Annotated in this window: 10 protein-coding genes and 1 pseudogene; 4 read left to right on the top strand and 7 right to left on the bottom strand. The window is 69.4% G+C overall.

Annotation, left to right across the window (positions count from 1 at the left end):
• Positions 1 to 110 precede the first annotated feature (110 nt).
• Entirely contained in the window at positions 111 to 1,361 is a 1,251-nt protein-coding gene (locus KBX71_RS12370; RefSeq protein ID WP_210818074.1) for an Ig-like domain-containing protein, read from the bottom strand.
• A gap of 214 nt (positions 1,362 to 1,575) precedes the next feature.
• On the opposite strand from KBX71_RS12370, the gene KBX71_RS12365 reads away from it, so the two are divergent.
• Together KBX71_RS12365 and KBX71_RS12360 are read left to right on the top strand one after the other, a co-directional pair.
• Positions 1,576 to 2,112 carry a hypothetical protein gene (locus KBX71_RS12365; protein WP_210818073.1) on the top strand — a complete coding sequence of 179 codons (537 nt, stop codon included), beginning with the start codon at positions 1,576 to 1,578 and terminating at the stop codon, positions 2,110 to 2,112.
• Positions 2,113 to 2,343: 231 nt separating this feature from the next.
• Positions 2,344 to 3,480, top strand: coding sequence for a DUF1996 domain-containing protein (locus KBX71_RS12360; RefSeq protein WP_210818072.1), 1,137 nt, complete (start codon positions 2,344 to 2,346; stop codon positions 3,478 to 3,480).
• Between the two features lie 134 nt (positions 3,481 to 3,614).
• Here KBX71_RS12360 and KBX71_RS12355 read toward each other — a convergent pair whose 3' ends face one another.
• From KBX71_RS12355 to KBX71_RS12345, 3 genes are read right to left on the bottom strand one after another with little or no spacing between them, the layout of a single operon-like run.
• Positions 3,615 to 3,788, bottom strand: a complete 174-nt coding sequence (locus tag KBX71_RS12355; RefSeq protein WP_210818071.1) for a hypothetical protein — start codon at positions 3,786 to 3,788, stop codon at positions 3,615 to 3,617.
• Positions 3,789 to 3,832: 44 nt separating this feature from the next.
• Positions 3,833 to 4,003, bottom strand: a complete 171-nt coding sequence (locus KBX71_RS12350) for a hypothetical protein (RefSeq protein ID WP_210818070.1) — start codon at positions 4,001 to 4,003, stop codon at positions 3,833 to 3,835.
• Positions 4,000 to 4,179: a hypothetical protein gene (locus KBX71_RS12345; RefSeq protein WP_210818069.1), complete on the bottom strand. Its 180-nt coding sequence runs from the start codon at positions 4,177 to 4,179 to the stop codon at positions 4,000 to 4,002. Before KBX71_RS12345 ends, KBX71_RS12350 begins: the two co-directional genes overlap by 4 nt.
• A gap of 406 nt (positions 4,180 to 4,585) precedes the next feature.
• On the opposite strand from KBX71_RS12345, the pseudogene KBX71_RS12340 reads away from it, so the two are divergent.
• Positions 4,586 to 5,713: pseudogene (locus KBX71_RS12340) on the top strand (helix-turn-helix domain-containing protein).
• Positions 5,710 to 6,285 carry an HD family hydrolase gene (locus tag KBX71_RS12335; RefSeq protein WP_210818068.1) on the top strand — a complete coding sequence of 192 codons (576 nt, stop codon included), beginning with the start codon at positions 5,710 to 5,712 and terminating at the stop codon, positions 6,283 to 6,285. The pseudogene KBX71_RS12340 and the gene KBX71_RS12335 overlap by 4 nt, the downstream one beginning before the upstream one ends.
• A gap of 179 nt (positions 6,286 to 6,464) precedes the next feature.
• On the opposite strand, the gene KBX71_RS12330 is transcribed toward KBX71_RS12335, so the two are convergent.
• Genes KBX71_RS12330 through KBX71_RS12320 form a run of 3 tightly spaced genes read right to left on the bottom strand, consistent with a single transcriptional unit; the run spans position 6,465 to position 12,951 of the window.
• Positions 6,465 to 7,442: a hypothetical protein gene (locus tag KBX71_RS12330; RefSeq protein WP_210818067.1), complete on the bottom strand. Its 978-nt coding sequence runs from the start codon at positions 7,440 to 7,442 to the stop codon at positions 6,465 to 6,467.
• 32 nt (positions 7,443 to 7,474) lie between these two features.
• Positions 7,475 to 9,004, bottom strand: coding sequence for an OmpL47-type beta-barrel domain-containing protein (locus KBX71_RS12325; protein ID WP_210818066.1), 1,530 nt, complete (start codon positions 9,002 to 9,004; stop codon positions 7,475 to 7,477).
• A gap of 8 nt (positions 9,005 to 9,012) precedes the next feature.
• On the bottom strand, positions 9,013 to 12,951 hold the full coding sequence (locus KBX71_RS12320) for a ThuA domain-containing protein (protein WP_210818065.1): 3,939 nt from the start codon (positions 12,949 to 12,951) through the stop codon (positions 9,013 to 9,015).
• Between the last annotated feature and the right edge of the window lie 11 nt (positions 12,952 to 12,962).

Here is a 12,962-nt window from a genome sequence, read left to right as displayed (position 1 = left end):
ACCCCCTGCGTGAACCTCGCACCGGTGGCCACCTGGACCGCCTCGACGGTGGCAGCCCCGGCCGGAGGGCTGCCGGGCAAGCGACGAGAGCCCGTCGGGCGCCCGGCCGTTCAGCCTCCGGAGGCGGACGGACCCGGCGTCGGCACGCCACCGGCGACCGCACGGGCGGGTGGCGCCGACGCCGGGCCCGGCCGCAGATCCGCGGGTACGGGCAGCGCGCTGCCCTTGACGAACTGGCCCCAACTGGTGTTCCAGGCCGTCCAGCCGTTGCCCGCCTCGAGCCGGACCTCGGTGCCGGTGAAGGTGACCAGGTCGCCTACCTGGGTGACGCCCATCAGCCAGTCGGCGTTGGCCGCCGAGATGTTCGTGCAGCCGTGCGAGACGTTGCGGTGTCCCTGGTCCGATACCGACCAGGGCGCCCCGTGGATGAACTCGCCGCCCCAGGTGAGCCGTTGCGCGTCCTCGACGTTCACCACGTAGCCGCCGTTCGGCTCGCCGCGCGTGTCGAACGTCGTGTACTGGTGCTTCTCCATGATCACCATCTTGCCGCTGGACGTGGGGGTGCCGCGCTTGCCGAGGCTGACCGGGATCCTGCGGATCAGCTTGCCGTCCCGCAGCACGCGCATCTGCTTGGTGGCGTTGTCGACCTCGAGCGCCACCTGCCGTCCGATCCGGGATGTCGCGGTGCGGTCGGCGTCACCGATGTGGTTCGCGCCGATCGGCAGCCCCTCCAGGCCGGCCCGGACACTGATTGTCGTGCCCGGCCGCCAGAAGTCGGGTGCCCGGTAGTAGACCTGGCTGCCGTCGTCCACCCAGGACCAGGCACCCGGCTGGGGCGGGTTCGTCGTGACGAACAGCCGACGCTGCACCTCGGCGCGGGCCGCCTTGGCGATGGGCGGGTCGAAGCCGATGGTCACCGGCATGGCCGTGCCGTACGTCTGGCTGTCGGCGAAGTACAGGGTGCTGCTCACCTGCGGCTTCGTCGACGCCGCAGTGGTGGTGAAGGTGGTGGTGCGGGTGGTGGTCCTCCCGGAGTCGGCGGTGGCGGTCACCGACGCGGTGTAGGTGTGCTGCGGCCGCAACGGAGTGCTCGGCACCCAGGCCGAACCGTCCTCGCGTGGTTCCGCAGTGACCAGCGTGCCCGTGTCGTCGACGAGGCGCACGGCGGTGATCTTCCCGCCCGTGACGAGCGGCACGACCTCGGCGCTGAGCGGCACGTTCCGGGAGAGATCGGCGGGCGTGACGGTCAGTTCGGGCGAGGGCACCACCTGCTCGGCGGGACGCACGGCGGCCTTTCGCTCGGTGGTGCACCCACCGAGGACCAGAGGTGTCGCCGCGACGGTCACCGCCATGAGCGCCATACGCCTTCGTAAACCCATCTAACGTCCCCCGGCTTCCGCGTGCTCCGTGGCGGCAATTCTCTCCGCGTCGGCGGCGCCCTGCGCTGTTTCCGGAAATCACGCAACGAAGGTGGGCACGTTCGGCACCGCGCGCGGTCCAGGTCCGTCCGTTGCGCTTCCCTTTCGTGATCCTCGGGGCATCGAAGTGTGATGCCGGCGTGGAATGCTGACCGACATGCGCAGAAGACGACGTTCATGGATTCTGCTACCGCTGCCCCTCCTCCTCCTGACCGCCTGCTCGCCAGCGGAGCAGCCGATTGTCGCGCTCGCCGTGCAGGACGGCCGGCCGGTCGGCGTGCTGGTCACCTGCTACGACCGTGACGCCAATATCCGCGTGTTCGAGAACGGCCATCAGGGTGAAGCGGGCAGACAGTCCCTGATCAAATGGAGCATCGGCGGCCCGCCCGCGAGCGAGGTCGTGGAGGTCACCCTGCTGGGTCAGCCACCGGAGGGCTGGGAGGTCGACGAGCCGGTCGACTTCCCCGGACCCGAGCCCGGCGTCGAGGTGGACGTCGAGTTGCTCACCGAACTTCGATCCGGAGTCTCCTACACCCTCGACGGGTCGAGCCGCCCTGAGGCCATCTCGGTGGACTTCACCCTCGCGGACCTCCCACGGATCGGCCCAGATCAGGTGCTGGCGCCGCGCGGACACGACTCGACGACTGTCGTGTCCCGGGAGACCTTCCTGCGCAAGGCACGCGACAAGTGTTGAGCCGGACGGCGGTCGGGGGCACCCGGCAGAGAAGCAGAGTGCCGCCGCAGCCGTCGATTACGGTTTTTGGAGATAAATCAAAGAATTGAGATTGAGTCGACATCGCGGCGGCTCCGCAGAGCTGAACAGGCAATCGCTGAGCGCTATTTAAGGGAGAATTAATCGTCTCGGTTGGAAACGAGCAGGGGGCCGACTCGTATTCTTCGTGCTCGGAAGAAAGGTGCGCCCCCGTTGATAAATCTCCGATCCACCCCTCGACACCGTCGTGCCGTCACCGCACTGCTGCTGGTGAGCGTGGCGCTCGCCGGTGGATGCAAGGAGGCGCCGGGCACTCCCGGCGCGTCCGGCCCGTCCAGCGACACCGGCATCGGCTCGTCCGGCCCGGACGCGCCGACGGCCACCGCCCCGGTCGACCCCTCGGCCACGCCGAGCGCCCCGGGCACGTCGGCCACCCCGTCCGTGCCGGGCAAGCCGGCGACGCCGGCCACCAGCGCCGTCCCGCCCACCGCGTCCGGCGGCTGGATCACCATCGACGCCGCCGCGCAGGCCGCCGCGACGAAGGCGTTCTTCGCGCGCAAGCCCAAGCCGGTGACCGGCAACCCGGTCAAGGTGCCCGAGTTCAATGTCGGGTGTACGACCAGTCACCACAACAGCGACGACCCGATCGTGCTGCCCAAGCTGGTGGGCGGTTCGCACAACCACACGTTCTGGGGCAACAAGTCGACCGACGCCAACTCGACAGCCGAATCGCTGCGGGCGTCCAAGGCGACCACCTGCAACTCGCCGGACGACCAGTCCGCCTACTGGGTGCCGACGATGTCCCAGAACGGCAAGGTCGTGGACCCGAAGGAGGTGACCGTCTACTACGGTTCCCGGCTGAAGGACCCGAGCAGGACGCAGCCCTTCCCGTTCGGCCTGCGAATGATCACCGGTAACGCCAAGAACCAGGTCGACACCCCGGACAAGCAGGGCAACCACTTCTGGTGCGCCGGCATCGGCGGCGAGATCGGCCGCAGCGCCGACAGGACGTTCCCGGTCTGCGCCAAGACCGCGAACATCGTCCGGCAGATCACCTTCCCGGACTGCTGGGACGGCAAGCACCTGGACAGCCCCGACCACAAGGCGCACATGGCCAACGGGGACCACACCGGGGCGTGCCCGAAGAGCCACCCGGTGCCCGTCCCCTCGGTGTCCTTCGTGATCTCGTACCCGTTGAGCGCGAACACGGACGGCATCACCCTCGCGTCCGGCACGTCGTTCTCCATGCACGCGGACTTCTTCAACGCGTGGAAGGACGAGGCGCTCGCCGCCCGGGTGCGCAACTGCCTCGACCAGGGCGTGAAGTGCAACTCGGCAGGTAACTTCTAGAGCGGTCGGTCGATGTGAGCTGGCCCGCGGATCGTCGCGGGCCAGTGATCGAGACGTAGCGCGGTCTCCGGTGGACGGCTCAGCCACCGGGCGGAATTGAAGACCGGAGACCTCGCCTGATCGGCGACCTGGCATCAGACGAGGCGCTGCATCCGCACCTTCGGGTGCACGTTTCTTAGGTGGCCGTGCTTGTGTTGGCGGACCTGTTCGTTCCAAACTTCCTGGTCGTAGTCCGGGTCCGGCGGGATCCACCTGTGCGAGCCGTCGCTGTAGTGGAACTTCTCGTCGCCGCGCCGCAGGATGCTCATCGGAGCCAGCCGAGGAAGCGTCTGTGCAGCGCACTCGCCGGCACTCAGGTCAGGTCCTCCGAGGCCCGCACCAGCTGGGCACCCAGGTAGACGGCCAGGGAGATCGGAGCGTCGTCGAACTCGGCGCGTAGCTCGCGCTGCCGCGTGCGGCAGGGCCAGGGCGCATCGCAGCCGTCACAGCTCCAGATCGGCAGCACCGGGCCGTGCGTGGTCATGCGCGGTCTCCGAGCAGCGCCGCCGTCATCGACCGCGCCTGCCGGCTGGTCGCCCAGTCCACCTGCCGGCACGGGTACGGCGTGAGCCGCGACCGCCACGCCCAACAGCCGTTGTACAAACCACTTTTGCCCGGCACATGCGCGACCAGGATCCGCTGCTCCGCTTCGCTGCTCACTGCTCCTCCTCCGCGGGCCAGTGCCCTCGGTTAATCGGGATGCGGTGTCGACTGCGACAGGGCAGTTCGGCCCCGCAGCGGCAGGTCCACCTCCACTTCGGCCACGACCACGCCGGGCGGTGGCGCCGTGCCAGGGTCATCGCGACGGCGATCAGGTACTGGTCGTAGCTCACTCGTCGCCATGGTGGTGTCCTGTCTCGCATCACTGGCTCCCTCCACCGGGCAGCACTCCATGGCCGACCCCGAAACACGGGACCGGATCTGGAACGTTCGGTAACTGCGACGCTACGATCACGACGACGGCGGTGGGACTTACCCGCAGTACGAGTGGGCAGGCCAGATGAGCTGCCGCAGCACTGGCTTCACCGGGGGGAACGTCGACCACGGGTCAACGTAGGGATGACGCATGAGAGGTCCCGGGCGATCAGCACCACATCGCGGCGAGGTGACCGGCTACCTGTTCAAGCTGATCCGGGAGTCCATCCCGCTCACCCAGGAGCAGCTCGCCGTCGACCTGGACGTCGATCGCGTGACCGTGCAGAGCTGGGAGTCCGGGCGCCGGCCATTCACCGCGATACCACTCGGGCAGGCGATCGCCGTCCGACGCCGGCTCGGACGGCTCGGCGCGAACACACTCCTGCTCGCGGCACTTGACGACGCCGCCGAGGCGGATCTCATCCTCGCCGCCGTCCTCACCGAACAGGTGGGCCGCTGCGACATCGCCGAGCAGCCGCTGGGCTGGTCCGTACTCACCCACCGTCTGACCGACTTGATCCTCTGGGCCGTCCTCGGGCAGACACCGACCTTCGCCAGAGGGTTACCCATCGCCCATCCCCGGCGGGGTCCAGTCGCGTCCGGGCCAACCCTGCCCATCGACGAGCAACGAGCGTTCTTCGCTCACCTTCACGTGCTCGCCGATCGCGCCGCAGCCGGACGGCATCAGAACGTGCTGCTGCGCCGGCAAGCCTGCTTCCTCGCCGGGATGGACCCCACCAAGGCAGCAGCAGGTTGGCTCACCCAGACCACCGCCCGCGCACGCCGCACGACCACCTTTCGCACCTGGTCACCGCTGTGACCTGACGCCCGCTCCGTCGTCACGTCCCTCGCCAACCAGGGCGACCCGGAACCGTTACGAGACTTCATCACTCGCGCACACCCCGACGACGCCTGCGAGCGAGCGGCTCTCAACTACTCGGCCTACTGGGTGGGCGAGATCCCGTACCGCCACCGCGACGACTCCTTCATGCCCGAAGCACTCGCCGACTGGCATGGCTCAATCCTTCTTCGGCACCTGGTCCATCGCCTCGAACCAGGGCACCCATTCGTCGACCTCAACATCCACAACGTCTGGGCTCTGCTGGCCGCACGACGCGGTCTTGCTCTCGACAACCCCTCCGCGACTCGGGCGCTCCTCGACCGCAGTGTCCCGCTCCTGGACAGTGACCGAATCTCCGCACAGTCGCGCCAGGAACTAACCTCTATCGTCTACAGCCTGCGGGCGGACGGACTCACCGGCACAGGGACGGGCAGATGACCGACGATCACGACGCCGCCGGAGCGATGAACTTCATCTTCGAAGCCGGCGTCCTCAAACGCGCCGCCCGGACCGGCTGGTGGTTCGCCGGCGTCAAGCACCCCGAGTCCATCGCCGAGCACACCTTCCGAACGGCGCTCATCGGAATGATGCTCGCCGCCATGGAGGGTGCCGACCCAGCCCGAGTGTCGATGCTCTGCACCCTGCACGACACCCAGGAAACCCGGATCACCGACATCCCACACATCGCCAAGCGCTACCTCACCGCCGTACCCAACACCGCCGTCACCGCCGACCAGGTCGCCGCCTGCCCACCGGCCGTCGAAGCCGTCATCACCGCCGCCGTCTCCGAGTACGAAGCCGGCGAGACACTGGAAGCTGTCGTCGCTCGTGACGCCGACAAGCTGGAATGCCTCGTCCAAGCCGTCGAGTACCGCCATCAGGGCATCGACAACGTGCAGCGCTGGATCGACAGCTCACGAGCAGCACTTAAGACCGCCAGCGCCCACCGCCTCGCCGACGCCGCTCTCACCGGACAACCCCTGGCCTGGCTCACACCTCGGCCGCACTAGTAAGCGTTCACTTGGCTTGTATTGACCGACGGCAGGAGGAGGTACTCGTCCGGCGGGTACGACATGTCTCCTCAACAACCACGCCGGCACCACCACGCAAACGCCGCCGCCACGGGTCCGACCCGGTACGGCGGTGGCCGATCACCGAGAGGGTGACCGGCCACCGTCGCGTCGATCAGTCAGAGCTTCGCCGCACCCGCCTCGGTGGCCTCCTGCACCGCCGAGGTACGGCGGACCTCGGCCCGCTCGTCGCCGGCCTCCTCGCGGTCCGGGGCGGCCACCCGCGCCGACCGGTTGGTGGTCGCGGCCGCCTGGTCACCGGTCACGCCGCCACGGATCCGGTTGTTCGCGGCCACCTGGGCGGCCGGGTCGTTGGACGTCACCGCCAACTGGCCGTTGATGATGTTGTCGTCGACGGTGACGCCACCGGTGGTGCTGGTGACGCTCACGTCCCCACCCCAGTAGCCGCCGGAGGCGCAGCTGTCGAGGGTGCCGTTGGGGCCGAGCTGCACACCGCCCAGGTTGCCGGCGAAGGTGGCCCGACCCTGGACCGCGCTGCCACACACCACACTGCCGGTGGCGCTGTTGAGCACCGACAGCGTGCCGTCGACGAACGAGTCGTGCACGTCGGTGTAGTAGGTGCCGGTGCTGCTGAGGTTGCGCTGCACCTGGGTGCCCCGGTCGAGCCGGACCTCACCGGCGCCGACGGTGACGTGCCCGGTGACCGTCGACGCCTCGGCGAACAGGAAGCTGTCGATGGTCGTGGAGCCCTTCGGCCGTACGGTCAGGGTGCCGGTGCGGGCGTCTTTCAGGAAGATGCCGTATCCCCCGGCCGCGAGCACGACCTGGCCGTCGACTGTCGTCTCGGTCGCGTCGAGGTACCCGTCGGCGGCGACGCGCACCTCACCGCTGACCCGTCCGCCGGTCACCACCAGGTTGCCGCCGGCCGCGACTGTGACGTTGCCGGTGATCGTGGTGCCGGTGAGCGCGCAGGACTCCCCGGCGGGCACGAGCAGGTCGTTGGGCACTGTCACCGCGCCGCCGGTGCCGATGCAGTGGGTGACCAGGTCGGCGTGTGCGCTGGGTGCCACGGCCAGCACCGAGGCCGCGATGACGGCGCTCACGGTGGCCAGCTTGGCGACGGTACGTCCGGGCATCGTGGTACTCCCTGTCGGTGAGGTTCGAGGACTCATGCGCCGACGTCCGATCGGGCCGCGGCCCGGACGATGGCGCCCTGCTGCCGCCGGTCGAGCGTGCCGCCGGTCACGAGTGCGGCGGTGACCGCCTCGACGTGCCGGACGAACTCGGCGTGGCCGGGATAGTTGGCGTGTTCGTCGATCAGATCGTTGATGGTGCAGCCGTCGCCGGTGTCCACGTTGGCCACACCGGTGTCGCCGCCGTCGATGATCACGGTGGCCCGGCTGTCCGAGTCGGGGCACTTGTCGGTGCCGTCGGCCACCACGGTGAACGTCGTCGACTGCTCGGTGGAGGCGTTCCCCGCCGTGTCGGTCGCCCGGTACCGCACTGTGTGCGCGCCGGGTGCGCGGACGGCGAGCGGGGCGGCGTACGCCGTCCAGCCTCCGGTGTCGAGCGCGTACTCGATCGTGGCCACACCCGACTCGGCGTCGGTGGCCGTGACGGTCACTGTCGCGCCGCCGACGTACGCGCCGTCGTCGTTGCGCTCACCGGCCACCGTGGCGGCGACGGTGGGTGCGGTGGTGTCCTCGGCCTGCGGCTCGACGACTGTGAAGTGGGACATCTGCTCGGCCGACGTGTTGCCGGCGGCGTCGGTCGCCCGGAAGTGCAGCATGTGCATCCCGGCCGCGTTCACCACGATCGGATTCGCGTACGCGGTGAAGGCCGCCCCGTCCAGCGCGTACTCGATGCTGGCGACGCCGGATCCGCTGTCGGTGGCGGTCAACGTGGCGGTGGCCGTACCGACGTAGTTGCCGTCGTCGTCAAGGTCGCCGGCCAGTGCGACCGCGACCACCGGCGCGGTGGTGTCCTCCTCCCCCGGCTCGACGATCCGGAACGACACCGAGCCGACGGCGCTGGTGTTGCCGGCCTGGTCGGTGGCGCGGAACTGCACCGCGTGGTCGCCGATCGCTGTCACCCGCACCGGCTCGGTGTACGGCAGGAAGCTGGTGTCGTCGACCTGGTACTCGACGGTCTGGACTCCCGAGCCGGCGTCGGTGGCCGTCACGGTCACCGTGGCCGCGCCGAGGTAGTTGCCGTCCTCGTCCTGGTCGCCCGACACCGCGCCGGTCACTGTCGGCGCTGTGGTGTCGCCACCGCCGCCGCCGTCGGTGACCACCAGCTCACCGACCATCGAGCTGTGGCCGGGGATCGAGCAGAAGTACCGGTACCGGCCCGGGGTCAGCGTCACTGTCGCCTGGTGGCGGCCGTTGTTGGCGTCGAACGGGCTGGCCAGGATGTTGACTGTGACGTCGTGGTTGTAGCCCTCGGTGCTGGTGTCGAACGTCAGCGTGTGCGGCATCCCGATGGTGTTACCGGTGGCCTCGCTGTTCTCCCAGATGATCGTGGTCTCGCCGGCCACCGCCGTGGTGGGCGCGGACTTGTAGCGGGTGATGTCGCCGTCGGCGGTCCAGGTCAGCACCTGGTCGGCGGCGACGCGGGGGGCGGCGGAGGCGGGCGCCACTGCCCACGGGATCACCGTGAGCAGGAGCGCCGCCAGCGCGGCCGTCAGTCGTCGGGTCATCGTCACTCCTAGAGTTCCCGCGCGCGGATGTTGCGGAACTCGGCCAGGTCGTTGTCACCGTGGTTCTGCAGACCGATGAAGCCGCGCAGGAACTGCCGCAGATCGGTTGGCGGATCGCCGGCGCGCGAGGACTGCTTGCCGGGCGTGTTGTCGAACTCGTTGATCACCACGCCGTTGCGGATCATCGTGTAGTGCTGCCCCACGGCGCGGATCTCGTAGTCGTTCCACTCGTTCTTCGGCGTCACGCCGGCCTGGGCCAGCGGCACCGGGTCGAAGTTGTAGACCGAGCCGGTCTTCTGCGGCTCACCGGCGTCACCGTCGTAGATCTGGATCTCGTGTCCGCAGTAGATCGCCATCCACGCCGTCGAGGTCCGGGCCGACCCGACAGTGCCGCAGCTGTCCGGCGGACGCTGGTCGAGGGGCGTTCGCAGGTCCGGGAACCGGATGAAGACTCCGGTGTTGGCCCGGCCGGTGCCCGGCGCGATGTCCCGGAACTGCAGCTTCAGCGAGAAGTCGCCCAGCTCCTTGGTGTGCCAGAGCATGCCCAGGCCACCGCTGGAGCGCAGCGACCCGTCCGGCTGGATGCCGAACTGTCCCGACGGCGCCTGCTGCCAACCGCGCAGCGACTCGGCGGTGCCGTCGAAGAGCGGCTCGTACCCGGTGTGACCGTCGCGGCCGATCTCCGACGCGGCGGCCAGGCGGGTGATGGTGCCCGCCTCACGGGTGCTGAGCAGGTCGTCGTCCTGCAACGCGCGGGCCACGGCGGTCACGTGCCTGACGAAACCGTTGTGGTCGGCCCAGGTGCTCTCGTCGTCGATCAGGTCGTTGGCCGTGCAGCCCTGCCCGACAGTGCGACTGGGCACCCCGGTGTCGGTGTCGCCGAGCCACACCGTCGACCGGTCGTCGGGCACCGCGCAGCCCACCGTCACAGCGGTCTGCGTCGTCGCCTTCTGACCGTCGGCGTACGTGACGGTGAGCTTCGCGGTGTAGGTGCCGACAGTGGCGTACGTGTGCCGGGGGTCCGCCTCGGTCGACGTGGCGCCGTCGCCGAACTCCCACCGGTGGCTGACGCCGCCGGAGCGGGAACCGGTGAAGGCGATGGTGAGCGGTTTGTTCTGCACGGCGACCGAGGTCGCGGCCGGTGCCGGGGTGGGTGCCCCGCCGGTGTAGGTGATCCGGATCAGCTTCTGGTTCGCGTGCAGGCTGAAGAACCCGCCGCCGTAGTCGAGCAGGTAGAGCGCGCCGTCCGGGCCGAACTTCGCGTCCATCCAGCTCTGCAACTTGGTGTCGCCGTTCCCGCCCGGGATGATGGCCCGCAGCGACTCGGCGTACACCGGTGGGGCGGCCTGCGGCACGCCGGCCGGGTCGACGGTGACCGCGACCCGGTTGGCGGCGTTCGACTGGTCGCCGATGAACCACTTGCCGTCCCAGTGCTCCGGCCACGCCACGCCGCTCGTGGTGTCGACGAGGCTCCGGTGGTACGTCGGACCGGACATGATGGCCTGTCCGCCGCCGCGCAGGTACGGCTGTGTGTAGGTGGCGTCGGCCGCGACGTAGGTCGGTAGGTCGCTGCCGTCGGTCCGCTTCGGGAACACCGGGCCGCCGCCGTCCGGCGAGTACCAGATCATGTTGTCCCGGGCCGCCGGGATGTCCACCAGTCCGGTGTTGCGCGGTGACTCGTTCTTCAGGTTGTCGCAGTCGTACCAGCCGGTCAGCACCGTCGCGTCGGTGGTGCTGCGGTCGCGGTACGGCTGCCGGTTGCCCATGCAGTACGGCCAACCCTGGTTGCCGGCCGAGGTGATGATGGTGGCCGTCTCGTACTTCGCCGGCCCGAGGGTGGGGCTGGGCGACGAGGCGTCCGGGCCGACCCAGCCGGCGGTCAGCCACTGGTGCACCGGGTCGATCTGGAGGCGGGCGATGTTGCGCACGCCCATCACGTAGATCTCCGGGCGGGTCTTCTCGGTGCCCGGTGGGAACAGGTTGCCCTCCGGGATGGTGTATGTGCCGTCCGACTCCGGGTGAATCCGGATGATCTTGCCGGCGAGGTCGTTCGTGTTACCCGACGTGCGGCGGGCGTCCTGGAACGAGATCCCCTGGTACTCCTGGGTCCAGTTGTTGCCGGCGTAGCCCTGCGACCCCTCCGAGGAGTTGTTGTCGCCGGAACCGACGTAGAGGTTGCCCTTGGCGTCGAACGCCATGCCCCCGCCCGCGTGGCAGCAGCTGTGGATCTGCACGGGGAACTGCAACAGGTCCTTGCGGGTGGCCTGGTCGATGGTCTGCGCCTGACGGTCGTAGGTGAACCGCGAGACGGTTCGCTGACCGACCCGCTTCACCCGGTCGACCGAGTCGTGTGGCATCCAGTAGACGTAGAGCCACCCGTTGTCGGCGAACGCGGGGTCCGGCACGATGCCGAGCAGGCCCTCCTCGTTCTTCACCAGCTCCGAGCCACTGCCCCGGTTGCCCATCACCTCCAGGGTGGTGAGCAGCTTGACCTGCTTGGTCCGCGGGTCCCAGGAGTGGATGGTGCCGCAGCCCAGGCCGACCTTCGGGTTGTTCCAGTCCGCGATCGGGCCGCTCGGGCAGGCGGCCTTGCCGACGTAGAAGACAGTGCCGTCCGGCGCGATGGTGAGCCCGTGCGGCTCGCCGATCTGGTCCAGCTGCCCGGTCTGGTTGGCGGCAGTGAGACGCTCCACCTTGTAGTTCGCGGCGATGGTGGCCTGGCAGTCACCGCGTACGCGACCGGTGGTCCAGTTGAGGGCGCCGGCGAGGTGCGTGCGGAACGCCTCCTCGCCGTAGCTGCCCTCGGTGTGACCCATGCCGGTGTAGAACGACCGGCCGCCGTCGTAGTCCCGGCACCAGGACACCGGGTGGAAGGCGCCGTTGGCGGCCGCCCCCGGGTTGTAGTGCCGCTCCTCGACCTGGGCGAGCGTGTGCACGGTGCCGATCGGGTTCGGGTCCCAGTTCTCCCAGCGGTCGGACCGGGTGATCGTCAGCGGCAGCGACGCCGTGGCCGGGTGCTTGCGGTCCAGGATGTTCACCACCGCGCGGTTCACCGCGGGCGGCTCCGGGGCTGTGGTGCTGCCGGTGAACAGGCGCAGGTCGGCGAGCTGGACCAGCGGCTCACCGCTGTTCGCTGTGACGTTCAGCCGGTAGCGCGTGAACTCCTGTGGCGTGGCGATGTCGAACCGCCGGGTCTGGTACCGGTCCGGGAAGGTCTGCCCGGTGCGGCGGTCCAGGTCCGTCCAGCTCTGACCGTCGGTGGAGCCCTGCAGGGTCCAGTCCTTCGGGTCCCGACCGGCCGAGTCGTTGGCCGACGTGAGCGCGTACCCGGTGATCTTCTTCGGTGCGCTCAACTCGTAGGCCACCCACGCGGTCGGGGTGCGCACCAGCCACTTCGTGTTGGCGTCGCCGTCGGTCAGCTTCTCCTTGGTCTCGTTGGGGGCGTTCTCGCCGCTGGCGGTCACCTTGGCCACCGGCTCGGCCACCGGGATGGCGCCGGCCGGGCGGGTGCCGATCAGCCCGGTGAACCAGGTGGAGTCGACCTGGGCGCGGGCGGCATCGGCGATGCCGACGAAACCGCCGCCGGCCTTGACGTAGCTCTGCAGCGCCGACTCCTGGTCGCGGTTGAGCGCGGCGCCCGTCGCGGAGAGAAAGACCACGCTGCGGTACGCGGACAGCCCGGCCGCGGTGAAGGTGCCCGGGTCCGTGGTGGCCGTGACATCGATGTCATGGACGGCAGCAAGCTGTTTGATGGTGTCCACCGCGCGGGAAACCGGGTCCTGCTGTTCGGCCACCGGGCCGTGGAACACCAGGACCGCGGTCTTCTGCGGCTGTGCCGCCTGCGGGGCGGCCGCCGTTCGTGGCGCGGCCGCGGCCGCCGTCGTTGCCGGGATCAGTGTCGCGAAGGCCGCTACCGCGGCGAGGGTTCGTCGTAACTTTCGGGTCATGCCCGTCCCCA

Source organism: Micromonospora sp. D93, from assembly GCF_018070365.1.
GTDB lineage: Bacteria > Actinomycetota > Actinomycetes > Mycobacteriales > Micromonosporaceae > Micromonospora > Micromonospora ureilytica.
This window is presented reverse-complemented; position numbering and strand designations above follow the sequence as displayed.

What these genes read in the sequence shown, in the direction of transcription:
- KBX71_RS12370 (WP_210818074.1), bottom strand. Translation starts at nt 1,361, where the DNA reads ATGGCGCTCATGGCGGTGACCGTCGCGGCGACACCTCTGGTCCTCGGT.
- KBX71_RS12365 (WP_210818073.1), top strand. Translation starts at nt 1,576, where the DNA reads ATGCGCAGAAGACGACGTTCATGGATTCTGCTACCGCTGCCCCTCCTC.
- KBX71_RS12355 (WP_210818071.1), bottom strand. Translation starts at nt 3,788, where the DNA reads ATGAGCATCCTGCGGCGCGGCGACGAGAAGTTCCACTACAGCGACGGC.
- KBX71_RS12350 (WP_210818070.1), bottom strand. Translation starts at nt 4,003, where the DNA reads ATGACCACGCACGGCCCGGTGCTGCCGATCTGGAGCTGTGACGGCTGC.
- KBX71_RS12335 (WP_210818068.1), top strand. Translation starts at nt 5,710, where the DNA reads ATGACCGACGATCACGACGCCGCCGGAGCGATGAACTTCATCTTCGAA.
- KBX71_RS12330 (WP_210818067.1), bottom strand. Translation starts at nt 7,442, where the DNA reads ATGCCCGGACGTACCGTCGCCAAGCTGGCCACCGTGAGCGCCGTCATC.
- KBX71_RS12325 (WP_210818066.1), bottom strand. Translation starts at nt 9,004, where the DNA reads ATGACCCGACGACTGACGGCCGCGCTGGCGGCGCTCCTGCTCACGGTG.
- KBX71_RS12320 (WP_210818065.1), bottom strand. Translation starts at nt 12,951, where the DNA reads ATGACCCGAAAGTTACGACGAACCCTCGCCGCGGTAGCGGCCTTCGCG.